Origin of the sequence: Mesorhizobium sp. Cs1299R1N3 (assembly GCF_037179625.1) — a bacterium.
Lineage (GTDB): Bacteria > Pseudomonadota > Alphaproteobacteria > Rhizobiales > Rhizobiaceae > Mesorhizobium > Mesorhizobium salmacidum.
In genome coordinates this window covers 1,025,799-1,047,613 of sequence record NZ_JAPYKQ010000001.1, presented here as the reverse complement: position 1 = coordinate 1,047,613, position 21,815 = coordinate 1,025,799, and the positions used below count along the sequence as shown (strand labels likewise).

Here is a 21,815-nt window from a genome sequence, read left to right as displayed (position 1 = left end):
CGACGATACCGCCGACATTATGGTTTTCATGTCGTATAGTTCTGGCCGACGCGGAGTAAGAGATGGCAAACGGCGAAAAGAGGATCGTCATTGCCGGCGCCGGCAGCATTGGCTGTTATGCCGGCGGCTGCCTGGCGCTCGCCGGGCGGCGGGTTGTCCTGCTCGCCAGGCCGCGCGTCGAGGCAGCGCTGCGGCAGGGCGGATTGCGCGTCAGCGACCTCGACGGCCGCGATCGCCTGATCAAGCCCAAAGCGCTTGCCGTCACCACCGATCCTGCCGTCGCCTTGCCGGAAGCCGACGTGATCCTGGTCACCGTCAAGAGCGGCGCGACACAGGATATGGCAGCACTCATCAAGGCCCATGCCCGTCCGGATGCCGTGGTCGTGAGTCTGCAGAACGGCGTCGACAATGCCGACAGGCTGCGCGCGGCGCTTGGCCGGCAAACGGTGGTGGCTGGCATGGTGCCGTTCAATGTCGTGCAATCAGCCGATGGAGAGCTGCCGCTGCGCGTCCACCGCGCTAGCGACGGCAAGGTGATGGTCGAAGATACCGGCCTTGTCGGCCTTCTCGACGTCGAAGGCCTCGTGGTCGAAACGCATGGCGACATGAAGGCCGTGCTGTGGGGCAAGCTTCTGATGAACCTGAACAATGCGTTGGTGGCGCTGTCAGGCCTTCCCCTGGCAACCGAACTCGCCGACAGGCGCTGGCGGCTGATCCTCGCCGACCAGATCGACGAGGCGCTGCGGGCCATGAAGGCCTCCGGCGTCGAGCCGGCGCGCATCGCCGGCGTGCGGCCGGCACTGCTGCCGAAGGTGCTCAGGCTGCCCGACTGGCTGTTCAAGTTGCTGGCGCGGCGCATGCTGGCGATCGACCCCGAGGCGCGCTCGTCGATGTGGGACGATCTGCGGCGCTGTCGGCCGACCGAGATCGACGACCTGCAGGGTGCTGTTTTGCTGCTCGCTGAAAAAACCGGCACGCCGGCGCCGACGGTCCAGCGGATCAGCGCCCTGGTGCGCGCGGCGGAAGCCGAGCGGCTCGGCTCGCCGGGCCTGGCGCCGGAGAAGGTTGTGGCGCCGCCGGCCGGCCGTCGATCAATGTGATCTTCTGCCAGATTTTGCGCGACAGGTTGGACGCCAGGTTCTCGACGTCGTTGACGCCGTCGATGACGACGGCGTCATTGACGGACTGGGCGAACAGCGCCGCGATCTTGCCGGTGATCGACAGCATTTCGGAGCAATAGTCGAGATAGCGCGCGAGATCCGCGGCATTGGTGATGCGGGCCGGCGAATGCGAGGTCGGTTTGAAACTGGCCGACAGCGCCGCCGGATCCTTGGTCAGCTGATGCATGTCGATGACGTGGATCAGCGAACGCAGGCCGTGCAACTGGCGAAACACCTGCTTGCGCTTGATGCGCTCCTCGGTGCGGATCAGGGCGAGGAAGCCGAGTACGGCGAGGATGATCATGTTGATCGTGGCTTCGATGCCTTGCACCGACTGCACCGCGTCGTCGGCTTGGGAGATGTGGATGAGCGGCAGGATGGTGCCGACGAACAGGAAGATCAGCCCGCCGGCGATCACGGCGGCGACAATGATGCCACGCAGCCACCAGATCGGCGCTTCCAGCGCCTTGGCGGCCTTGGCCAGATCGCGCGACAACGACACCAGTTCGGCGGCGACGCCGCGCAACCCGGCGTCCGGGAAACGGTCGGCCACACGGCCTTCAAGCCGCTCGGCGGTTTCGATGATCAGTTTCGGATCAAGCGTGCGGTAGCGCATGGCGAGATATCCGATTGGCCCCCTTGGAGCGTGATGCCGAAAAGTGTGAAGCGGTTTTCGGACGACGTCATGCTCTATTTCTTTGATTCAGCCGGCTCGTTGGTGCGCCGGCCGTAGCGGTTGGGCCCAGGCTGCCCTGGAAACAGGCACAACACAAGGAAGGCGACGATCGAGACGACCGGCACGAACAGGATCAGCGCGGCGATGCCCGGCTTGTCGAGGTCGTGCAGCCGCTTCACCGCCAGCGCGATGTTCGACCACAGCGAGGCGATGAAGGCGATGAAGAAGATGAACGACCACATATTGCTCTCGGCCGAGCCCTCCGGCACCAGCGTGAAGCGGTACAGCGGGAACGCCTGGATGATGGCGACGAGCAATCCGCCGAGAAAATAGGCCGCGCGGCTGACGCGGCCCGAGGTCTTGAAGAAAAGCCAGTTGAGATCCGATCTTTCAGGCAAGCGGGTCCGATCCATATTGATTGGCACCCCTGGTGCCTTCGAGGATGCCGAGTTCGACCAGCAGCCAGATGCCGCCGATCACGGGTACGAAGCCGATCAGCGTCCACCAGCCCGACTTGTTGCGGTCGTGCCAGCGTTTGGCATAGAGGGCAATCGCGAAATAGATCGATGCCAGCGCGAAGAGGATGCCGATGATGCCGATCTGGGCACCGCTGGCCGTGGTGAAACGCGTGCCGAGGATCGCATCGAGAATGAAAGCAATAACGCCGATAACGATGAATACGCCGATGCCAGCCCAGAACTTGCCCCGGTTGATGCGACCGTCAAAGCTTGTGAGCAGATATTTCCAGTCCATGTCACCCCTCCATGTTGAACCAGCGCGACCGATCGTCGCGCCGGCGGAAGGTGCACCTGCCCGGCTGAAAGATCAATCGCGCAGCAATTCGTTGATCGAGGTCTTGGACCGGGTCCTGGCGTCGACCCGCTTGACGATGACGGCGCAATAGAGGCCTGGGCCCGGTTCGTTGTTTGGAAACGGCTTGCCCGGCATCGATCCGGCGACGACGACGGAATTCGGCGGCACCTCGCCGTAGAAGACCTCGCCGGTGGCGCGGTCGACGATCTTGGTCGACTGGCCGATGAAGACGCCCATGCCGAGCACCGAGCCTTCGCGCACGATGCAGCCCTCGACCACTTCGGAACGCGCGCCGATGAAGCAATTGTCCTCGATGATGGTGGGGCCGGCCTGCATCGGCTCCAGCACGCCGCCGATGCCGACGCCGCCCGAAAGGTGGACATTCTTGCCTATCTGGGCACAGGAGCCGACCGAAGCCCAGGTATCGACCATGGTGCCGCTATCGACATAGGCGCCGACATTGACGAAGGACGGCATCAAGACGGCGCCGGGCGCGACATAGGCCGAACGGCGCACGATCGATGACGGCACGGCGCGGAAGCCCGCCTTCTCGAAATCGACGGCGCTCCAGCCGTCGAACTTGGACGCCACCTTGTCCCACCACACGGCCTCGCCGGGGCCGCCCTTGATGATCTCCATCGGATTGAGCCGGAAGGAGAGCAGCACGGCCTTCTTCAGCCACTGGTTGACGTGCCATTTGCCGTCGGACTGCCGCTCGGCGACGCGGGCGGTGCCACGGTCGAGCAGGTCGAGTGCCGACTGGATGGCGTCGCGCACCTCGCCACGGGTCGCGGTCGAAATGGCGTCGCGTTCCTCGAAGGCCCTGTCGATGGTCTTTTCGAGGCTCACCAGATCGGGCTTCGACATGAATTTGCTCCATTACCAAGCTGTTAAGGGGCTGCGCCTTAACCTGTTTAAAAGTCGCGCGGACCCTATGTTAAGGCTCAATGGGGGTCAATCGCGGCTGCGTCACGGGACGACGCAAGTAAAGGAATGGACGGGTGGATTCGATGACTCCCATGGAAAAGGCGGGATGGACGCCGCTGCCGCATTCGGACGAGGATCTGGAGCGGTCGAAAAGCGTGCCGGACACACCGCAGACGCGGGCCGAAACCTACCGCCTGGCCTGGAACGATACCGACTTCATGACGCGGCGCGAATTGCGCGCGGTCAGGCTGCAACTGGAACTGCTGAAGCCGGAAATGATCCTGGCCGAGCGCGGCATCCGTTCGACGGTGATCCTGTTCGGCGGCGCGCGCCTGCCCGAACCCGGCGGCGAGGCCTGGGCCGCCAAGAACGAGACGCAGAAGAAGAACCTCGAGGAAAACAGCAAATATTACGAAGAGGCGCGCAAATTCGCCCGCCTCTGCTCGCAGCAGTCGGCCACGTCATATTATCGCGAATATGTCGTGGTGACCGGCGGCGGGCCTGGCGTGATGGAGGCGGGAAACCGCGGCGCCGCCGATGTCGGCGCGCCGTCGATCGGGCTCAACATCGTGCTGCCGCACGAGCAGGCGCCGAACCCCTATGTTACGCCGGAGCTCTGCTTCAACTTCCACTATTTTGCCATCCGCAAGATGCACTTCGTCATGCGCGCCAAGGCCGTGGCGGTGTTTCCCGGCGGCTTCGGCACGATGGACGAGTTCTTCGAGACGCTGACGCTGATCCAGACCGGGCGCATGGAGCGCGTGCCGGTGATCCTGTTCGGCAAGTCCTTCTGGAAGCGGGCGATCGACCTCGACTTCCTCGCCGAGCAAGGCACGATCAGCCCGGGCGACCAGGACATCATCGATTTCGTCGACACAGCCGACGAAGCCTGGAGCATCATCAGCCGCTTCTACAAGCTAGGGGAATAGGAATTGCGGGAACTGGGAACTGGGGAAATGAGGAAATGAAGAATTGACGAAATAAGGGGCACAGTCTCGCGTCCCGACCAATTCCTCAATTCCTCAATTCCTCAATTCCTCAATTCCTCAATTCCTCACTCCCTTACGACTATGGTCGTGAGGAACGTGGCGAGATCGTCGGTGACGAAATCGACGTCATCCTCGTTGGCCGGGTCGCGTTCCCAGATCTCCGAGAAGGTCGGCTCGAAATTGCGCGGCACCACGAGAACCGTGGTCATGCCCAGCGACTTCGGCACGGAAAGGTTGCGGGCGAGATCCTCGAACATCACCGCATTGTGGCCGGTGACGGCGTGCAGTTCTGCGAACTTCTCGTAGGTCTGGCGCGCCGGCTTGGGGTTGAGGCCGGCGGCGACGATATCGAAGATGTCGTCGAAATGCTCGAGGATGCCGAGCTGGCGCGCGGTGCGCTCGGCGTGTCTGCGGTCGCCATTGGTGAAGATGAACTTGCGGCCGGGAAGCTGGCGGATGGCGGTGCCGAGAACGGGATCGGGCACCAGCCACGAATAATCAATGTCATGGACCTTCTCGAGGAAGTCGTCGGGATCGATGCCGTGGCGCGTCATCAGCCCGTTCAGCGTCGTGCCGTATTCGCGATACAGCTCCTTCTGCAGCTTGCGCGCCTCCTCGCGCGGCAGCGCCAGCAGTTCCCCGACATAGGCGGTCATCTTGACGTCGATCTGCGAGAACAGATTCGAGTGGTGCGGATAAAGCGTGTTGTCGAGGTCGAATACCCAGTCGGTGACATGGGCGAAGCGGGCGGGGTCGGGAAGCGTGGTCATGCGCTCCTTATGGCATGAAACAGGGATTCTGAAAGGGACTTTATCCACAACTTCTGCGCGTTGAAGTTGCAGAAATAGCCTCACGATTCAAATTTTATGCATCCCGGAAAGATAGCCTTCAGGGCTTGCTGGCACAGAGACAGTCCTGTGGGGAGCCCGCGATGAACAGCATCATTCTCAAAGCCGCCGCCATCGCCTTCGCCTCCGTCGCGGCCTCTCTCCTGCTGACGTTGATCATCGTGCCAGCCATGGGGTTCCCGGTCACCCGCACGATCTGGCTGACATCGACGCTCTGTCCGCTGGTCCTTGCCTGGACGGCATGCGCCGGCACGTTCTGGCAGAGCGACAGGCTGAAGAACGCCCATCGCGAACTTGCCCGTGCCCATGCCCAGCTCGCCGCCGCGCACCGCCGCCTGGCGGAAAAGGCGAGCCGCGACGACATGACCGGCATGCTCAACCGGGAAAGCTTCTTTGCCGCGCTGGACGGCTCCCGGCGCAAGTCCGACCGCGGCGCGCTGCTGATCATCGACGCCGATCATTTCAAGACGATCAATGACAATTTCGGCCACCTGACGGGCGACGACGCGCTGCTGTTGATCGCCAGCGCCATCGAGCGCGGCGTGCGCGGCGGCGACGTGCTCGGCCGCATCGGCGGCGAGGAGTTCGGCGCGTTTCTGACCGGAGCCACGGAAGAGGAGGCCAAGCGCGTTGCCGAACGGATCCGCCGCGAGGTCGAGTTGATCCGCTTCCGGCCTGTCGATGAACGGACCATCCCGTTGACGGTCAGCATAGGCGGCACCGTCTGCGGCGAGGATGTCAACGTATCGGAGCTGATGCGCGCCGCGGACCGGCGTCTCTACCAGGCCAAGCATGCGGGCCGCAACCTGACGATCCTGGGCACGGATATCTCGGCCGCCGCGTGACTGATCACGAATGACCGTCGGCCATCGCAACGAGGCAGGCGGCCAGCAACCTCAATGGTGGCGCCAGGGTGAGGAACGTACCTTCGCTCAGGGCTTCGCGCGATCGTACCGCGAGCAGGCAGACGTCAACTGTTTGCCAACGAAGCATGGCGCAAGAGCCAGCCCAGCAACGCCGGCGCCAATGATGGCGACCGGCAATGCCTCGGTGGCGGCAGCCATCATTACAGGCCGTAGACGGCGATGCGCACCAGTACGGCGGCGGCGGCCAGCGACACCAGCAGGATGCCGACGCCGATGGGCGAGCCCCAGCCATACCACTCCATCGCCAGCTTGGCGTATTTGAACTCTTCCTCATGCGAGAGAGGCGTATGTTGTTGGATCGGGCTCATTTTCCACTCCTCGTTGGCGGCCGACCCTTGCCTATCGCAAGCCGCGGCCGCATATTGCTATAATAGTCTAAATGTTAGACAGATTGATAGTTAGATGATCGAAACAGTCGTCAAGCGAAGATCGCGCCGAACTGGCCGCCGCGATCGGACTTGCCGTCATGCAGTGGCAGGACGCGACACAGGCCTATGACGAGGCGGTGGGGGCGAGACTCGGCCTCAACATGGCTGAGCGCCATTGCATTGGTTTGCTCCATGGCGGCCCGCAATCGGCCGGTGCGATCGCGGCCGCGACCGGGCTGACGCCGGCCGCGGTGACGGCGCTGATCGATCGGCTGGAGGCGCGCGGCCTGTTGACGCGCAAGCGCAGCCTCGAGGACAGGCGCAAGGTGGTCATCGAGGCAACTGAGGCAACACGGGAGCTGTCGGCGCGATATTACGGCGCCATCGCGCGGGAAGGCGAGAAGGTCATTGCCACGTTCAGCGACGCCGAGCTTGCCACCATTGGCCGCTTCGTCACCGCCGCGCTCGACCTGCAACGCGACCAGCTCGAGAGGTTGAAGGCCGAGGCGCCACAAGGGCGCCGATTTGAATCGTCAATCGCCTAGCGTTCCGATCGGCCGAAGCGCTGTTCGAGATAGGCCTGGCCGAATTCCAGCGCGATCGACAGGATCCAGTAAATCATCGAGGCGGTGATCAGCATCTCGATGTGGCGGAACTCCGTCTGACCCATTGTGCGGGCGAGATACATGATCTCCCAGACGCCGACGACCGATACCAGCGAGGAATCCTTCAGCATGGCGATGAACTGGTTGCCGGTGGGCGGAATGATGACGCGCATGGCCTGTGGCAGGATGACCAGCGCCATGGTCTGGCCCGGACTCAGGCCGAGCGCCGTTGCGCCTTCGCTTTGGCCGCGCGGAATGCTTTCGATGCCGGCGCGGAATATCTCGGTCATGTAGGCGCCATAACACAGCGACAGCGCCACGATGCCAGCCGGCACCGCGCCGATCACGTAGCCGACCTGCGGCAGGCCGAGATAGATGATGTAGATCTGCATCAGCAACGGCAGGCCACGAAACAGCGACGTGTAGAAGGTGGCCAGTCCGTAAACGATGCCGTTGCCTGTCAGTTTGGCGATGGCGCCGACAAGCGCGATCAAGGTCGCGATCAGGATCGAGATCGCCGAAATGTAAAGCGTCGTGGTAACGCCCTGGGTGATCAGGAAGCCGACCTTCCTGGCGATGAAGGCAAAGGAGAGGTCGAAGGAATAGAAGAACAGCATCAGCAGCGCGAACAGCTCGATCCAGACGCCGGCGATCTGCTGGCGTCGGGGCAGGCGCAGCAGCAGCTTGCAATTCACCAGCACCAGGAGCGCGATCAACACGGCCGAGAGGGCGCGCGACAGGGCTGGGTTGGCCTGCAACCAGTCGGATGCAAGCGGCATCAACGAGCCGATCCAGCTCGACTTGATACCCATGGCGTACAGGGCCGCGGCCAGCAGCGCCGGAAAAAGCGCCGCCGCCGCGTGGCGAACGAGCCCTGGATAGGAGAGCATCAGCCTGCCGATCATGCCGTCACCTTGTCCTTGGCGATGGCGCGGCGTTCCCGACACCAGTCCTGCGCCTGCAGTTTCCAGTAGGTGAGCTGCGCGGCGGCCAGGCCGGCGCCGCCGCCGGCCCAGCTCAGTCCGAACGGCGCGAATTGCCGGTACCGGTCCGAAGCGCCCAGAATGCCCTCCGCGACAACTTTTCCGGCAATCGCCGTGGTGTTGAGACCATGGCCGCCGAAAGCGGTGCAATACCAGACGCCTGATCGCAGCTCTCCGATCTGGGGCATCAGATGCCGGGCGTAGGACATCAGCCCGGACCAGGCCAGCTCGGTCCTGAGGCCGGCAAGCTGCGGGTAGGTGCCGACCATCTCGCGGCGCAACTCGTGCGCCAGCGCGTCGGCGGAAGCGGCGCGCGTGGTGATGCGCCCGCCCCACAAAAGGCGATTGCCGCCCTCGACCAGGCGATAATAGTCGCCGGCCCGCCTGTTGTCGCCGACCGCATCTGTCGTGGCGACGGCTTGCGCAATGAGGCGGGGAGCTGCCTCGGAAACCATCACATAGGTCGCGATGGGCAGAAAGGCGCGGTAGAGCTGGCCGAATACCGGGCCGGTATAGCCGCCGGTCGCGAGCACGATCTTGGGTGCCCGAAGCGTGCCCTGTCTGGTGCGAAGCATCTTTTGCGACCCCGTGAGATCGCATTCTACGACCTCCGAGCCTTCATGGATTTTGCCACCCAGGCGCTCGATCTCGTCAGCCAGGCAACGCAGATAGTTCAGCGGATGGATGTGAAAGGCGTTCGGGTCGCGCAGGCCCTGGTGGTAACGGACGGACTTCAGCACCGCGCGGACGTCTTCTTTATCGAGATACTGAAGTTCATAGCCATGGTCGCGGGCCATCTGGTCGGCATAGGCCTTCAGCGCATCGCCGTCGTCGTAGCGCAAGACGCTGAGCAGGCCGGCACGCGGCAGGGCGGCCGATATTCCGAGCGTCTCGATGGTGTCGCGCACGAATTCCACGCCTTCGATCGACAGCCGATGCAGGTCGCGCGCCGCCTCCCCGCCGACCCGTGCGGCGATATTGTCGCCGCCGGTGGCGAAGCCGGGCGTGACGAAACCACCATTGCGGCCCGAAGCGCCGAAACCGACGACTTGGGCTTCCAGCACGGCGACGTGCAGTCCGGCGCGCGCCAGCTGCAGGGCTGTCGTCAGCCCGGCCAGTCCGGCGCCGACGACGGCCACGTCACATTGCGCCTCGCCTTGCAGCGGAGGCCTCGTCTTCCGGTCGGTCAGAGTGCGGGCGTAATAGGTGTCCGGATAGGCCATCGATGACTTTGCGGTGAGGGCATGCGTTTGGTGGCGCCGCCGGCTGCCGAGGACAGCCGGCGGAATGACTTTACTTGGCGCTGTAGTCCTTGCCGTACCACTTCGTGGTCAGCGCGGCGAGCGTGCCGTCCGTCTTCATCCCGGTGATGATGCCCGCGACCTTTGCTGTCCACTCGGGATCCTTCTTCTCGGCGATGACGACGAGCGGCTCGCGGAAGGCGTACTCGCCTTCCAGGATCTTCACGGGATAGCCGTTCTTGATGGCATTCTGCGCCGTCTGCTCCGGGGCGATCACGGCGTTCAGGCGCACGCCGTCGCCAAGCCGCAGGTCATCGAAGGGAAGCATGGAATCCGCATAGGTGCGGATCTCGCCCGGCTCGAGCTTGTATTCGATGGGAGCCAGGCCGGGTGCGTCGATTTCGAGCTTGCGGCGGATGAAATCCTCCGAGGTGGTGGCCGTCTCGACGCCGATGATCTTGCCGTTGAGATCGGCGACCGATTTCGCGCCGCTGTCCTTGTGCAGGACGTAGACATAGGGGCTGTAATAATAGATGCCGACAAAGTCGATCACCTTGGAACGGGCTTTCGTCGGCGTGACCGATCCGACGCCGAGGTCGTAGCGTCCCTGCCAGCGCCCGCCGGTCAGCGTCGCCCAATCGGGCGTTTCGAACGAGACCTCGACACCAAGGCGCTTGCCGATCTCGCGCGAGACATCGATGTCGAAACCGGCGAGTTCGTTGCTGTCGTTGAGAAAGCTCTGTGGTGGCCAGGCCGCGTTGGTGGCGATGACCATCGCCTTTTTCGACGTGACGCGGTCCAGGGTTTCCCCGGCCATGGCGGCCGTTGTGATCGCGAATGTCGCGGCGGCAAGAACGGCTAAATCGAGTAGCTTTTTCAAAGTTATCCCTCCCTTGTGGTTGAAACTGATAGGATGCTTGACGTCGGATCTCAGCGCTTTCAGCCACAGCTTCAACGCGGACCGGTTTCGGTTTGTGCCCACCACAGCCGAAGCTGGTTCCCCTGATGGACCGGCGTTTGTGACCCAGACAGTCAGGTCGCAAAAAGAAGGGTTCTACCCGGCGAAATGCGGGATAATGGCGATCGCGCAGTCATTGCGTGCCTTGAGACGGCAAAGTGCCGGATATGTTCGCTTTGTTCCGTCCACGCCGGCCCGTCTTCCGGATTGTCGCGGGGGCTGTTCAGCCGATAGGATCGCGCGGCGGGTGTGATGGTTGCAGCGCGGATCGAGCGAGAGGATTTGTTTGTGGAATTGACCGAGAAGGATCGTCAGCTGCTCGCGCTGATGCAGAAGAATGCGCGTGAGCCGGTCGCGTCACTGGCACGTCAGCTCGGCGTATCGCGGACAGCGTTGCAGGAGCGGATCCAGAAGCTGGAGGCCGGCGGCATCATCGAAGGCTATACCGTACGGCTGACCAAGGCGGCGGCCCAGAACGCCGTCCACTGTTTCACGCTCGCCGCCCTGAACAACAAGAGCTATCCGGACGTCTCCAGAAAGATCAAGGCGATGCCTTCGATCCAGGCGGTCTACGCCATAACCGGCGAATGGGACCTGATCATCCACCTTGCCGCCGAGACGCTCGAGAAGCTGAACCGGGAGGTGAATTCGCTGAATGAAATCGGCGGCGTCATCAAAACCGCTTCCCATGTGGTGATGGAGACGAAGTTCAACCGGACCATCTACGCATTGTAGAAGATGGCGGGATGTCCGGCGGCGGCGACCATTGCCGGTTCGAGCGCCGTTTGGCCCTTTGCGGGGGGGCGACGATCGCCTTCGAAATCGCACTCTGGAAGGCATCGCGCAAGGCGTCGAAAGACGGCAGCACGTGATAGGCGCTGGAACTTGTAGATCTTGTAGCGGTGCCAATCACCGTCTCCAGGTCGAACGGCTCATAGTGGGCGTCCTTGCCCTCGACCGCTGCAAACGTCGGCAGGGGACGGGACTATTTCGGCTGGACCCCATAGGCGACAAGAAACGCCTCCACCGAGGCATCCGCGTGCCGTTCAAGTTCGGCCTTGGAGCGCGCATTGCTTCCAGTGAACATAGCTTCATTCATGGGGATCCAAAGAAGCATTCCAAAAAAATGGCTGGCTGCCAGATGGGGGTCACTGGTTTGCATCAGTCCCCGATCGGTGAGCTTTTGAAAGCAGGACGCCATCGAGGCAAGCATGCGCTCAAAACCTTTATCGTACCAGCTGCGGCCAAGCTGCGGCATTCGATCCGCGTTGGCGATGATCAGGCGTCGCAGCTTTAACAACTCTTCATCCATGAGCATCGTTATCAAACGTCGAGCAAGCTGCTGCAGGCCACCCTCCATGAATTTCGCCTCTGAGAGCAGTGTCGTCACGGACTCGATGATATCGTTGACTTGGGTCGCGGTTGATAGAACAACTTCGCCGAAAAGCGTCTCCTTGTCTGTGAAATGCTTGTACACGGTCTGCTTGGAAGCTCCCGCCCTGGTGGCGATTTCCTCCATGCTGGTTCCATCATAGCCCTTGCTGATGAACGCCGCCGTGGCCGCCTGGATGATTTCACGATCCTTGCGTGCCGATCTGGTCTCACCCTTGATTTCCATTGGTGCCCTTCAACCAGTACTAGACGGTACCGTTCCCTCATGATAGTCATCAAACGGTACTGGACTGACTAGTACCTGTCAACGAAGGCAAGGCTTTAGACCGATGACCAAGATGATCTTCATAAACCTGCCGGTGCGCGATCTGCAGGCCGCGACCAACTTTTATCTCGCGATCGGGGGCACGCTGAATCCGCAGTTCTCGAACGACCAGGCCAGCTCGATCATGTTCTCGGACTCCATTGGAGTCATGTTGCTTACGCATCAGCATTACAGCCAGTTCACGGCGCGGCAGATCGGCAACCCCAAGCGTGATAGCCAGATGCTGATAGCGCTCACCACGGACAGCAAGGACGCCGTCAATGCCGTGATCGAGAAGGGCGTGGCGGCAGGCGGCCGCGCTGATCCCAATCCAGCGCAGGATCTCGGCTTCATGTTCAACCGCCACATCGAAGACCCCGACGGCAACGTCTGGGAGTTCCTGTGGATGAACCCCGCCACCCTGCAATAGCCTGTCGGGCTCAAAGCGTCTAAAGCGCGTCGCGTCGAAACGGATTCATGCGACGCGCTTTAGGTCTTTGTTTTTTAAGCCATGTCGTATTCCCAAAACCGAAACGGACTAGACCGTCGCCGGGTCGAGCGCCGGCTGGCCCTTGCGGCGCGCGACGATCGCCTCGAAATCCGCGGTCTGGAAGGCATCGCGCAAGGCGTCGAAGGACGGCAGCACGAAATAGGCGCGCTGGAATTTGTCGATCTCGTAGCCGGTGCGCATCACCGTCTCCAGGTCGAACGGCACATGGTGGGCCTCCGTGCTCTCGACCGCGAACTGCAACTCGGTAAACGATGACATCAGCCCGGCGCCAAACGCCTTCAGCGGCTGGCCAGCCTCCTGCATCAGGCCGTATTCGGCTGTGTACCAGTAGAGCCGGGTGATCATCTCGTCGCCGCCGAGCGCGATGATGTCGCCGGCCTTCTTGCCATACATCTGCATGAAGTCGGCGAACACCGGCTGCGACAGCACCGGCACATGGCCGAAGAAGTCATGGAACATGTCCGGCTCGACGATGTAATCGAGTTCCTGCCTGGTGCGCAGCCAGTTGGTGACCGGGAAGCGGCGGTTGGCGAGGTGATCGAAGAAGGGGGCGGCCGGAATGAGGCCGGGCACGGCGACTATTTCCCAGCCGGTCAGCTTGCGCAGCTTGGCGCTGACGCCCTCGAAATCGGGGATGCGATCGAGAAGGCCGAGCTTCTCGACGCCATCGAGATAGGAATGGTGGGCGAGCTTGCGCGTCAGCTTCGTCTGACGGTCGCACAGCGTGCGCCACACCGCCTGCTCCTCGGCCGAATAGTCATAACCCTGCGCCACGGTAAAATCGGCGCGGCAGACCGAGTAGTCACCACGCAACCCCTGCGCCGCGCAGTCGCGGGCATATTCGGCAACGCTCATCGTCGTCATGTTTTTTCTCCTCGCAAATCATCAATGGCTAACGTGCGCGGAGCGTAACCGGATCTGCCGAGGCAAATCGGTTTTGATGATGGACCGCTGGCGATATTCGAGATAACATTCACTCACAATCCGCATGGGAGGAGTAAAAGTGCCTCAATTCGACGATTTCGAGATCAGGATGCTCGATGTCCTGCAACGCGACGGGCGCAAGCCCGTCTCCGAGCTGGCGCAGGAGATCGGCCTCTCCACCACGCCCTGCGCGCGGCGCTTCGAAGCGCTGCAGGAAGCCGGCATCATCAAGGGATTTGCCGCAATGATCAGCCGCCGCGCCGTCGGCCTGATGGTCGAGGTGTTCATCCAGGTGCGCCTCGTCAGCCACAGCGACGGCTCGCCCGAAAGCTTCATCGCCGCGGTGCAGCGCATGGACGAGGTGTCGTCGTGCTGGACGATGACCGGCGACCACGATTTCCTGCTGCATGTCATGGTGCCGTCGGTCGACGAGCTCAACGCCTTCGTCATGCATCGGCTGATGCGGCTCGACGGCGTGCGCGACGTCCACACGCAACTGGTGCTGCAGAACATCAAGGGACCCGGCCACGTGCCGCTCGCGCATCTCAGGCGCTGATGGTGCCGGCCTTCCGCGTTTTGCGGAAAAGCTGCACGCAAACTGCTGAAACGGGCCAATCGGGCGGCGCTATCGCCGGCCAGCATGCGCGGACCAACTTCCTGGAGGTCCGCCATGAACATCGTCCTGATCAATCCGCCGCACACAGCCATCGGCAGCCGCGTGCCCGACGATCATTTGCCGCCGCTTGGTCTTCTGGCGATCGGCGGCCCGCTGATCGACGCCGGCCACGAGGTGCGGCTCGTCGATGCCGAGTTCGGGCCGATGCCGCTCGCCTCGGTCGTCGCGGAAGCCCTGAAGGACTGCCCCGACTTCGTCCTGATCGGCCATTCCGGATCGACCTCGGCGCATCCGACCGCCTTGTTGATCGCCGGGATGATCAAGGCGCGCGAGCCGGCGACGATCATCCTCTACGGCGGCGTGTTCCCGACCTATCACTGGCGCGACATCCTCGCCGAAACGGACGTTTTCGACTTCATCGTACGCGGCGAGGGCGAGGCGACCGTGGTGGCGCTGGTCGAGGCGGTGGAAATGCGCCAGCCGCCGGCAAGCGTTGCCGGCATCGCCTATCGCGACGATCTCAATCGTCCCATCGCCACGCAACCGGCGATGACCATCGCCGACCTCGACGCCTACCGCATCGGTTGGGAACTGATCGACCACCGCAGATACAGTTACTGGGGCGGCAAGCGCGCCGTGGTCATGCAGTTTTCGCGCGGCTGCCCGCACCTGTGCAACTATTGCGGCCAGCGCGGTTTCTGGACCCGCTGGCGGCATCGCGACCCCGTCAAGTTCGCCAAGGAGATCGCCTGGCTGCACCGCGAGCACGGCGTCGAGCTGATCAACCTCGCCGACGAGAACCCGACCGTCTCGAAGAAGGCCTGGCGCGCTTTCCTGGAGGCGATGATCGCCGAGGACGTGCCGGCGCTGATCGTCGGCTCGACCCGCGCCGACGACATCGTGCGCGACGCCGACATGCTGCACCTCTACCGCAAGGCCGGCGTCATCCGGTGGCTGCTCGGCATGGAGAACACCGACGAGCAGACCTTGCAATTGATCCGCAAGGGCGGCAGCACCTCGTCCGACCGTGAGGCGATCAGGCTTTTGCGCCAACATGGCATCCTGTCGATGGCGACCTGGGTGGCCGGTTTCGAGGATGAGGGATTTCGCGATCTCTGGCGTGGCTTTCGCCAGCTCATCGCCTATGACCCCGACCAGATCCAGGCGCTCTATGTGACGCCGCATCGGTGGACGCCGTTCTTCCGCATCGCTCGCGACCGCAGGGTCATCCAAAGAGACGCCCGCCTGTGGGACTACAAGCACCAGGTGCTGCACATGAGCCGGCTCAAGCCGTGGATGCTGTTCTTTTCGGTCAAGCTGATCGAACTGGCGGTGCAGTCGCGGCCGAAGGCGCTGGCGCGCATCCTGTTCCATCCCGACCCCGAGCAGCGGCATTCGATGCGCTGGTACACAAAAATGGGCCGCCGCGTCTGGTTCCGCGAAGTCTGGGGTTTTCTGGTGACAGACCGCCGGGTGAAAGGCGGCCCGACGCTCGCCGAATTCTGGGGCGCGCCGCAGGACGCCGAGGAGGAATCGATGGTCTTCCAGCGTCCGGCGAAGAGACCTGCAACGGTGCCTGCCGCCGTGCTGCATGTGGCGCCGGAGCAGCGTGCCTTTCGCATCTCGCCGCCGCCGGCCTGACCCGTCCCGCCCTGGCCGCCAGCGGTGCACGCGCTAATTTCCAGCGATCGGACGATGGTGACTGGCAGGAGGAAGCGATGGACCTTGTCACACATAAGAAGATGAAGGGCGGCCGGCTCATGCCTTGGGGCAAAGGCACCGTCGTGACCGGCGCCAAGGGTTATGTCTTCCTTGCCGGCAATACGGGCACGGCCGAGAACTATGATCCATCGAGCGGCAAGGGCGGCGCCGTTGGCGACGCGGCGACGCAATGGCGCTCCATATTGGAGAACATCAAATCGGACCTGGAAGAACTCGGCAGTTCGCTCGAATATCTCCTCAAGATCACACAGTACGTCAAAGGGCCGTTTCCAGACGGCGGCGCGCTGAGCTCGCCCAACTTCCGGCTGGACGTCATGGACGAATTCTTCGCCGAGCACTGCCCGAAGCACTGCAGCTACAACAATCCGCCGCCATCGGAAGTGATCGGGGTTGCAGCACTTGCGCATCCCGATCTCGTCATCGAGATCGTGGCCGTCGCCGCTCTGCCGGACTGAGGACGCCAGGCGCCGAAGGCAAAATATCAGGGCACGATCAGTGTGCCGGCGCCGTGTTCGGTGAAAAGTTCGAGCAGCACCGAATGCGGCGTCTTGCCGTTGAGGATGACGACGCCTTCGACGCCGCGCTCGATGGCCTCGATGCAGGTCTCGACCTTGGGGATCATGCCGCCCGAGACCGTGCCGTCCTTGATCAGCGCCCTGGCCTCGGCGACCGTCAGTTCGTCGATCAGTTTCTTGTCCTTGTCGAGCACGCCCGGCACGTCGGTGAGGAACAGGAGGCGCGAGGCCTTGCAGGCACCGGCAATGGCGCCGGCGAAAGTGTCGGCGTTGATGTTGTAGGTGTGACCGTCGCGGCCGGGCGCCACCGGCGCCAGCACCGGGATCATTTCGGAGCGTGCCAGAAGGTCGAGCAACGTACGGTCGACCTCGACCGGTTCGCCGACGAAGCCGAGATCGAGGACACGCTCGATGTTAGAATCGGGATCGATCATGGTCTTGCGAGCCTTTTCGGCGAACACCATGTTGCCGTCCTTACCGCAAAGGCCGATCGCCCATTCGCCCTCGGCATTGATCAGCGCGACGATCTCCTTGTTGATCGAACCGGCCAGCACCATCTCGACGATCTCGACCGTCTTCTGGTCGGTGACGCGCAGGCCGCCCTCGAATTTGGATTCGATGCCCATCTTGGCCAGCATGGCGCCGATCTGCGGGCCGCCGCCATGGACGACGATCGGGTTGACGCCGGACTGCTTCAACAGCGCGATGTCGCGCGCGAAAGCCTTGCCCAGTTCGAGATCGCCCATGGCATGGCCGCCATATTTCACCACGACCGTCTTGTGCTCATAGCGCTGCATGTAGGGCAGCGCGCGCGACAAGAGGGCGGCCTGCATTTCGGCGGTGGCGGCGACGTCCGTCATCGGCGTGGTTCCCTGGCTTCTGGTTCTATGCATGTCGTTGTCCCAAACCGCTGGGCACTTTTGGGCGACATGCATCAGGTGGAGACGGCGGCGTCTTAGCGGCAATTGACGCGAGCCGCAAATGGCATTGCTGTCATATTCGAGCGGTTCACGATGTCGTCATTATGACGGCACCATCAGCGGCGCCCGCCGTGTCAGCCAGCCCGAGATTTTCTCCATCTGCGCGGCGAGCGACAAAAGCGTTTCCTCGTCACCCGGACGGCCGGCGGCCTGGATGCCGAGCGGCAGGCCGGCATCCGTGACATGGACGGGGAGCGCGATCGACGGCTGGCCGCTGACATTGTGGATCGCGGGCCAATGCGTGAACCAAAGGCTCTTGTCCATCAGCTGGCCGAACAGAGGTTTGATCTTGAGCAAAGAGGTGAGGTGAAGCTTGTCGAGCAGGTTTTCGATCAGTTCATCGGCGCTTTTGGGATCCATGGCACCGCAGGCGAGCGGCGGGTGCGCGATGACAGGCATCAGCACCGCATCATAGCGCGCGGTTTCCTCGATCAGTTGCCGCGAGGCGGCGTGCAGCCGCTGCAGGCTGGCATAGGTCTCGCCGGCCGAGACCATTTCGCCCAACCGGCCGAGCACCCGTGTGGCGCGCTCGATGTCGCCCGTCACGGAACGGCCGACGCGCAGCGCTTCGGCCCGCAACGAGCCGGCGACGGCGGAGGCGACAGTCGTGCAGAAGTCGGCGAAGAAATCACGGCCGATGAAAGGGAGTTCGATATCCTCGACCGAATGGCCGCCTTCACGGGCGAGCGCCACGGCAATGTCGAGCGCCTTGAGCGTCTCGGCCGAAATCGGCAAGCCAAGCGGCGACTTGCGGTAGACCGCCAGCCTGAGCTTGCCGGGATCGCGCGCCGCGGCAGCGGCGAATGTGCCCTTTGGCGGCAGCGCGGCATAAGGCGCCAGCGTATCTGGACCATGGGTGAGGTCGAGCAGCAGCGCGCAGTCGCGCACCGAGCGGGTGACGGCGTGATCGACGACCATGCCGTACCAGCTTTCGCTCACCAGCGGCGACAGCGGGACGCGGCCGCGCGAGGTCTTGAGGCCGACAAGCCCGCTGCAGGCCGACGGCACGCGGATCGAGCCGCCGCCATCCGAGGCGTGCGCCACCGGCACGACGCCGGCGGCGACAAGCGCTGCCGAACCGCCCGACGAGCCGCCGGTGGTGTGGCCGGTATTCCAGGGATTGCGGGTGATGCCGAAGGCTTTGGATTCGGTCATCAGCCGCAGCCCGTGCTCGGGCGACGTCGAGGTGACGATCGGGATCAGCCCGGCCGCGAGATAGCGCTCGGTCATCACCGAGTTGAAATCGGGCACCCAGGCCGGACTGCGGCTGCCGCCATGCGACGGCACCCCTTTGATGGCGATGCCGAGATCCTTGATGGCAAAGGGCACGCCGGCCAGCGGCAAGGAACGGTCGATGCTCTTCGCGCGGGTCCGCGCGGACTCATAGAGCGGCTCTGCCGTTGCATTGATTTCGGGGCGGGTGGCCTCGGCACGGGCGATCGCCGCCTCGGTCAACTCGATCGCCGACAGTTCGCCCCTTCGCACCAGACTGGCAAGACCGGTTGCGTCTTCTTCCCACAGGATCCGTTCGACAGACATGCGCGCTCCCCCCACGTCCGCCAAGCTAGCCAGCGGCGATTCCCTTGGCAATCCAGGCCGATAGTGTCTCAGTTTGGAATTTGAGCAGCGACTTTTTGTAAGTCGGCTATCTTCCAGCGGTGGAACGGGGAGCAATTGCCCCCGGAACGATGTCGGTGTTCTGGGCAACCTTTATCCGCCAGCCCACCTGTTCTTCCTTCACAACCAGAAGCAGAATGCCTTCTCGTGTTCCGGCGGATAAGCCGTCCGGAGTGGATGCGCCGGTCAGGATCCATGTATAGTGCACTGATGCAAGGCCCGAGGATAATTCAACAACCGACGAGACAACACCCTCCAATCGGCTGTTACGAAACATGGTTTCATGAGTTGCGCGGTGCGCCTGTTCGATCTCGGTGCGGTTCTTCCACCACATGCCCACGACGTTGACGAAATTTGCGTCGTCGGCGAACAACGCTGCGAAATCGTCCATGTCATGTCTGTTCCAAGCATCGGCAAAGGCAGGTGCGGCATCCTCAGGTTTGGCGACCACCAACCCCATGACAAATCTCCGTTGCTTTCCGCTAAAAGCCTAGCATGTCGGGGTCATCGCCTCAAATGCGATTGCCAATTTTGAATTTCAAACTGGGACACTGCCCTGAGGCACGTGTGCGGACGCCCGAACTTTAGGGGCGCGGAATATTTCGGGCGTTGCAAACACAACGCATTTGCCTAACTTGGCGCGCATGACGCCGCAGGACATCACCAAGCTGATCGTCCGGACTTCGATGAAGGATCGGGCCGCATTCGACCTGCTCTACCGGCAGACCAGTGCGAAACTTTTCGGCGTTTGCCTTCGTGTATTGAACGACCGGGGAGATGCGGAAGAAGCGCTGCAGGAAGTCTTCGTCAAGATTTGGACGAAGGCGGACCGTTTTGCTGTCTCCGATCTGAGCCCGATCTCCTGGCTGGTGGCAATCGCGCGCAATCATGCCATCGATCGCATCAGGGCGCGGCGCAAGCCTGCCGTCGATATAGATGCCGCGCTCGAGGTGGCCGATCCGGCGCCGGGACCTGAAGCGATGGCGGTGGCGGGCGATGAATTCGGACGCATCCACCACTGTCTCGATGAATTGGAAACGGACCGGGCGGCGGCCGTCCGCGGTGCTTACCTCAAGGGCGAAAGCTATGCCGAACTGGCGGAACGCCACGGCGTGCCATTGAACACGATGCGTACCTGGCTGCGCCGCAGCCTGATGAAACTCAGGGAATGTCTGGAAAGATGACGCTGGCAGAGGACAACGGACCGGAACGTGGGGGCGACGACCTGTTCGCCGCCGAATACGTTCTTGGCGTTCTGTCGGCGGAAGAGCGGCAGATAGCATCCAGGCGCATCGATTCCGAAGCCGATTTCGCGCGGCTCGTCGACGGCTGGGAAGTTCGCCTGTCGCTGCTGGCATCAGCCTATCCGGAAATCGAGCCGCCGGCTTCGGTGAAGCCGGCGATCGATCGCCGGCTTTTTTCGTCGACATCGGCTACGTCACCTCAAGCACCCGCCGGCCTGTGGTCCAGCCTCGCCTTCTGGCGCGGCCTTGCGGCGGCCGCTGTCGCTGCGCTGGCGCTCTACATCGCCGTCCCCTATCTCAACCCACCGGCCGCACAGCCGCGGACGCGCCTTGTCGCCTCGCTCGCCGCCGACGGCAGCGACGTCAAATATCTGGTCGTCTACGACGCTGCCCGCCATGATGTCGGTCTCTCTCTCGTCTCCGGCGAGCGCGCCGCCGGCAAGGACTTCGAACTGTGGATGATCGAGGGCAAGAATGCTCCGGTCTCGATGGGCGTCATCCCGGCCGGCAAGACCGCGCGTGTGACCGTTGCCCCGGCGGTGCAGCAGAAACTCGCGCGGGGCGCCGTGCTGGCCGTCAGCCTTGAGCCTGCCGGAGGATCGCCGACCGGCCAGCCGACCGGACCCGTCGTCGCCGCGGGCGATTTGAAGGGCATCTGACCGACCCCTTCGGACAAGGTTCTGCTCCCGAAGATGTGATCGGGCGAAAGATGTAACAAGGAGCTTGCCGCGGACGAACCCGCTGCAAGAGCCCTCCGTCGATTGCGTCGTCTCGCTCCGCTGATCCGCAATCGACACGAATGCTCCGTGCCGCCCACGGTCAACCGTGTACGGCGCGGAGTCTCCGTTTTGGGGGCAACCGTCACCGGTTTTTGACTTTCGGGCGGCGGCATAGTTTGGCAAAACAGACGACAGGAGGAACTGGTCATGAACCGTCGCGACTTTCTTTTGAGTGGTGCCGCCGCTATTGGCGTCGTCGGGGCCGCGGCAACGATGCTGCGCATGGGCAGCCCGCAGGCCGCACAAGCCGCCGAGAAATTCGAGATCACCAAGACAGACGACGAATGGAAAGCCATCCTGTCGCCGGCCGCCTTCAACGTGCTGCGCAAGGAAGGCACGGAGTATCCAGGCACCAGCCCGCTGCTCAACGAACACCGCAAGGGCATCTTCGCCTGTGCCGGCTGCGACCTGCCGGTCTATCCCTCTGAGACGAAATTCGATTCCGGCACTGGCTGGCCGAGCTTCTGGCAGGAGATCGCCAACGGCATCGGCAAGACCGAGGACCGGTCGCTGGGCATGACCCGTACCGAAGTGCATTGCCGCCGCTGCGGCGGTCATCTCGGCCATGTCTTCGACGACGGTCCGGCGCCGACTGGCCTGCGCCACTGCATCAACGGCGTGGCGCTGACCTTCAAGCCGGCGACCGCCTGACGATATCAAGGCAATAAAAAACTCCGGGCTTTGCGGCCCGGAGTTTTTTGCGTGGTCAGAGCTTTT

At 63.0% G+C, this 21,815-nt stretch carries 26 protein-coding genes; 12 read left to right on the top strand and 14 right to left on the bottom strand.

Going from position 1 to position 21,815, the window contains the following annotated elements; translation table 11 throughout:
- Positions 1-62 precede the first annotated feature (62 nt).
- A complete protein-coding gene (locus tag O7B34_RS04865) occupies positions 63-1,100 on the top strand; it encodes a 2-dehydropantoate 2-reductase (protein WP_337145076.1) in 1,038 nt (345 codons plus the stop codon).
- On the opposite strand, the gene O7B34_RS04860 is transcribed toward O7B34_RS04865, so the two are convergent.
- From O7B34_RS04860 to dapD, 4 genes are all read right to left on the bottom strand, one after another.
- Complete coding sequence (locus O7B34_RS04860) at positions 1,000-1,776, bottom strand: hypothetical protein (protein ID WP_337145075.1); 777 nt, start codon at positions 1,774-1,776, stop codon at positions 1,000-1,002. The two genes, O7B34_RS04865 and O7B34_RS04860, sit on opposite strands and share 101 nt — an antisense overlap.
- A 74-nt stretch (positions 1,777-1,850) precedes the next feature.
- The gene (locus O7B34_RS04855) at positions 1,851-2,234 is read right to left on the bottom strand and encodes a DUF805 domain-containing protein (protein ID WP_027143826.1); all 384 of its coding nucleotides are present in this window, start codon (positions 2,232-2,234) and stop codon (positions 1,851-1,853) included.
- Positions 2,227-2,589 (bottom strand): DUF805 domain-containing protein, encoded by a 363-nt coding sequence (locus O7B34_RS04850; RefSeq protein WP_027143827.1) that lies wholly within the window; start codon positions 2,587-2,589, stop codon positions 2,227-2,229. Before O7B34_RS04850 ends, O7B34_RS04855 begins: the two co-directional genes overlap by 8 nt.
- A gap of 72 nt (positions 2,590-2,661) precedes the next feature.
- Positions 2,662-3,516 (bottom strand): 2,3,4,5-tetrahydropyridine-2,6-dicarboxylate N-succinyltransferase, encoded by an 855-nt coding sequence (gene dapD / locus O7B34_RS04845; RefSeq protein ID WP_337145074.1) that lies wholly within the window; start codon positions 3,514-3,516, stop codon positions 2,662-2,664.
- 143 nt (positions 3,517-3,659) lie between these two features.
- Here dapD and O7B34_RS04840 point away from each other — a divergent pair, with 143 nt between their 5' ends.
- Positions 3,660-4,505 carry an LOG family protein gene (locus O7B34_RS04840; protein WP_337145073.1) on the top strand — a complete coding sequence of 282 codons (846 nt, stop codon included), beginning with the start codon at positions 3,660-3,662 and terminating at the stop codon, positions 4,503-4,505.
- Positions 4,506-4,630: 125 nt separating this feature from the next.
- On the opposite strand, the gene O7B34_RS04835 is transcribed toward O7B34_RS04840, so the two are convergent.
- Positions 4,631-5,335, bottom strand: a complete 705-nt coding sequence (locus tag O7B34_RS04835) for a pyrimidine 5'-nucleotidase (RefSeq protein ID WP_337145072.1) — start codon at positions 5,333-5,335, stop codon at positions 4,631-4,633.
- A gap of 161 nt (positions 5,336-5,496) precedes the next feature.
- On the opposite strand from O7B34_RS04835, the gene O7B34_RS04830 reads away from it, so the two are divergent.
- Positions 5,497-6,258 carry a GGDEF domain-containing protein gene (locus tag O7B34_RS04830; protein WP_027143831.1) on the top strand — a complete coding sequence of 254 codons (762 nt, stop codon included), beginning with the start codon at positions 5,497-5,499 and terminating at the stop codon, positions 6,256-6,258.
- A gap of 221 nt (positions 6,259-6,479) precedes the next feature.
- On the opposite strand, the gene O7B34_RS04825 is transcribed toward O7B34_RS04830, so the two are convergent.
- Positions 6,480-6,647 (bottom strand): hypothetical protein, encoded by a 168-nt coding sequence (locus tag O7B34_RS04825; protein ID WP_337131892.1) that lies wholly within the window; start codon positions 6,645-6,647, stop codon positions 6,480-6,482.
- A 158-nt stretch (positions 6,648-6,805) separates the two neighbouring features.
- On the opposite strand from O7B34_RS04825, the gene O7B34_RS04820 reads away from it, so the two are divergent.
- A complete protein-coding gene (locus O7B34_RS04820) occupies positions 6,806-7,252 on the top strand; it encodes a MarR family winged helix-turn-helix transcriptional regulator (RefSeq protein ID WP_337145071.1) in 447 nt (148 codons plus the stop codon).
- On the opposite strand, the gene O7B34_RS04815 is transcribed toward O7B34_RS04820, so the two are convergent.
- From O7B34_RS04815 to O7B34_RS04805, 3 genes are all read right to left on the bottom strand, one after another.
- Positions 7,249-8,217 carry an amino acid ABC transporter permease gene (locus O7B34_RS04815; RefSeq protein ID WP_337145070.1) on the bottom strand — a complete coding sequence of 323 codons (969 nt, stop codon included), beginning with the start codon at positions 8,215-8,217 and terminating at the stop codon, positions 7,249-7,251. The genes O7B34_RS04820 and O7B34_RS04815 overlap by 4 nt on opposite strands.
- The gene (locus tag O7B34_RS04810; protein ID WP_337145069.1) at positions 8,214-9,518 is read right to left on the bottom strand and encodes an NAD(P)/FAD-dependent oxidoreductase; all 1,305 of its coding nucleotides are present in this window, start codon (positions 9,516-9,518) and stop codon (positions 8,214-8,216) included. Before O7B34_RS04810 ends, O7B34_RS04815 begins: the two co-directional genes overlap by 4 nt.
- 70 nt (positions 9,519-9,588) lie before the next feature.
- A complete protein-coding gene (locus O7B34_RS04805) occupies positions 9,589-10,353 on the bottom strand; it encodes a transporter substrate-binding domain-containing protein (protein ID WP_245262126.1) in 765 nt (254 codons plus the stop codon).
- A 429-nt stretch (positions 10,354-10,782) separates the two neighbouring features.
- Here O7B34_RS04805 and O7B34_RS04800 point away from each other — a divergent pair, with 429 nt between their 5' ends.
- On the top strand, positions 10,783-11,229 hold the full coding sequence (locus O7B34_RS04800) for an Lrp/AsnC family transcriptional regulator (RefSeq protein WP_337145068.1): 447 nt from the start codon (positions 10,783-10,785) through the stop codon (positions 11,227-11,229).
- Between the two features lie 250 nt (positions 11,230-11,479).
- Here O7B34_RS04800 and O7B34_RS04795 read toward each other — a convergent pair whose 3' ends face one another.
- A complete protein-coding gene (locus O7B34_RS04795) occupies positions 11,480-12,112 on the bottom strand; it encodes a TetR/AcrR family transcriptional regulator (RefSeq protein ID WP_337142118.1) in 633 nt (210 codons plus the stop codon).
- A gap of 103 nt (positions 12,113-12,215) precedes the next feature.
- Between O7B34_RS04795 and O7B34_RS04790 the strand changes: the two genes are divergently transcribed.
- A complete protein-coding gene (locus O7B34_RS04790) occupies positions 12,216-12,620 on the top strand; it encodes a VOC family protein (protein ID WP_337145067.1) in 405 nt (134 codons plus the stop codon).
- Between the two features lie 108 nt (positions 12,621-12,728).
- On the opposite strand, the gene phhA is transcribed toward O7B34_RS04790, so the two are convergent.
- Entirely contained in the window at positions 12,729-13,565 is an 837-nt protein-coding gene (gene phhA, locus O7B34_RS04785) for a phenylalanine 4-monooxygenase (protein WP_337145066.1), read from the bottom strand.
- Between the two features lie 139 nt (positions 13,566-13,704).
- Here phhA and O7B34_RS04780 point away from each other — a divergent pair, with 139 nt between their 5' ends.
- The 3 genes from O7B34_RS04780 (at position 13,705) to O7B34_RS04770 (ending at position 16,418) form a co-directional block, all read left to right on the top strand.
- Complete coding sequence (locus O7B34_RS04780) at positions 13,705-14,181, top strand: Lrp/AsnC family transcriptional regulator (protein ID WP_027143838.1); 477 nt, start codon at positions 13,705-13,707, stop codon at positions 14,179-14,181.
- A 114-nt stretch (positions 14,182-14,295) separates the two neighbouring features.
- Positions 14,296-15,882 carry a magnesium-protoporphyrin IX monomethyl ester anaerobic oxidative cyclase gene (bchE, locus tag O7B34_RS04775; RefSeq protein WP_337145065.1) on the top strand — a complete coding sequence of 529 codons (1,587 nt, stop codon included), beginning with the start codon at positions 14,296-14,298 and terminating at the stop codon, positions 15,880-15,882.
- Positions 15,883-15,959: 77 nt separating this feature from the next.
- Positions 15,960-16,418: a RidA family protein gene (locus O7B34_RS04770; protein WP_337145064.1), complete on the top strand. Its 459-nt coding sequence runs from the start codon at positions 15,960-15,962 to the stop codon at positions 16,416-16,418.
- Between the two features lie 26 nt (positions 16,419-16,444).
- Here the strand turns inward: O7B34_RS04770 and argB are convergent, their stop codons facing one another.
- The 3 genes from argB to O7B34_RS04755 form a co-directional block, all read right to left on the bottom strand.
- Complete coding sequence (gene argB / locus O7B34_RS04765; RefSeq protein WP_027143840.1) at positions 16,445-17,338, bottom strand: acetylglutamate kinase; 894 nt, start codon at positions 17,336-17,338, stop codon at positions 16,445-16,447.
- Between the two features lie 162 nt (positions 17,339-17,500).
- On the bottom strand, positions 17,501-18,997 hold the full coding sequence (locus O7B34_RS04760; RefSeq protein ID WP_337145063.1) for an amidase: 1,497 nt from the start codon (positions 18,995-18,997) through the stop codon (positions 17,501-17,503).
- 106 nt (positions 18,998-19,103) lie between these two features.
- On the bottom strand, positions 19,104-19,535 hold the full coding sequence (locus tag O7B34_RS04755; RefSeq protein ID WP_337145062.1) for an SgcJ/EcaC family oxidoreductase: 432 nt from the start codon (positions 19,533-19,535) through the stop codon (positions 19,104-19,106).
- Between the two features lie 184 nt (positions 19,536-19,719).
- Between O7B34_RS04755 and O7B34_RS04750 the strand changes: the two genes are divergently transcribed.
- From O7B34_RS04750 to msrB, 3 genes are all read left to right on the top strand, one after another.
- The gene (locus tag O7B34_RS04750; RefSeq protein WP_027143843.1) at positions 19,720-20,259 is read left to right on the top strand and encodes a sigma-70 family RNA polymerase sigma factor; all 540 of its coding nucleotides are present in this window, start codon (positions 19,720-19,722) and stop codon (positions 20,257-20,259) included.
- The gene (locus tag O7B34_RS04745) at positions 20,256-20,978 is read left to right on the top strand and encodes an anti-sigma factor (protein ID WP_337145197.1); all 723 of its coding nucleotides are present in this window, start codon (positions 20,256-20,258) and stop codon (positions 20,976-20,978) included. The genes O7B34_RS04750 and O7B34_RS04745 overlap by 4 nt, the downstream gene beginning before the upstream one ends.
- A gap of 267 nt (positions 20,979-21,245) precedes the next feature.
- The gene (msrB, locus tag O7B34_RS04740) at positions 21,246-21,749 is read left to right on the top strand and encodes a peptide-methionine (R)-S-oxide reductase MsrB (RefSeq protein WP_337145061.1); all 504 of its coding nucleotides are present in this window, start codon (positions 21,246-21,248) and stop codon (positions 21,747-21,749) included.
- Positions 21,750-21,815 lie beyond the last annotated feature (66 nt).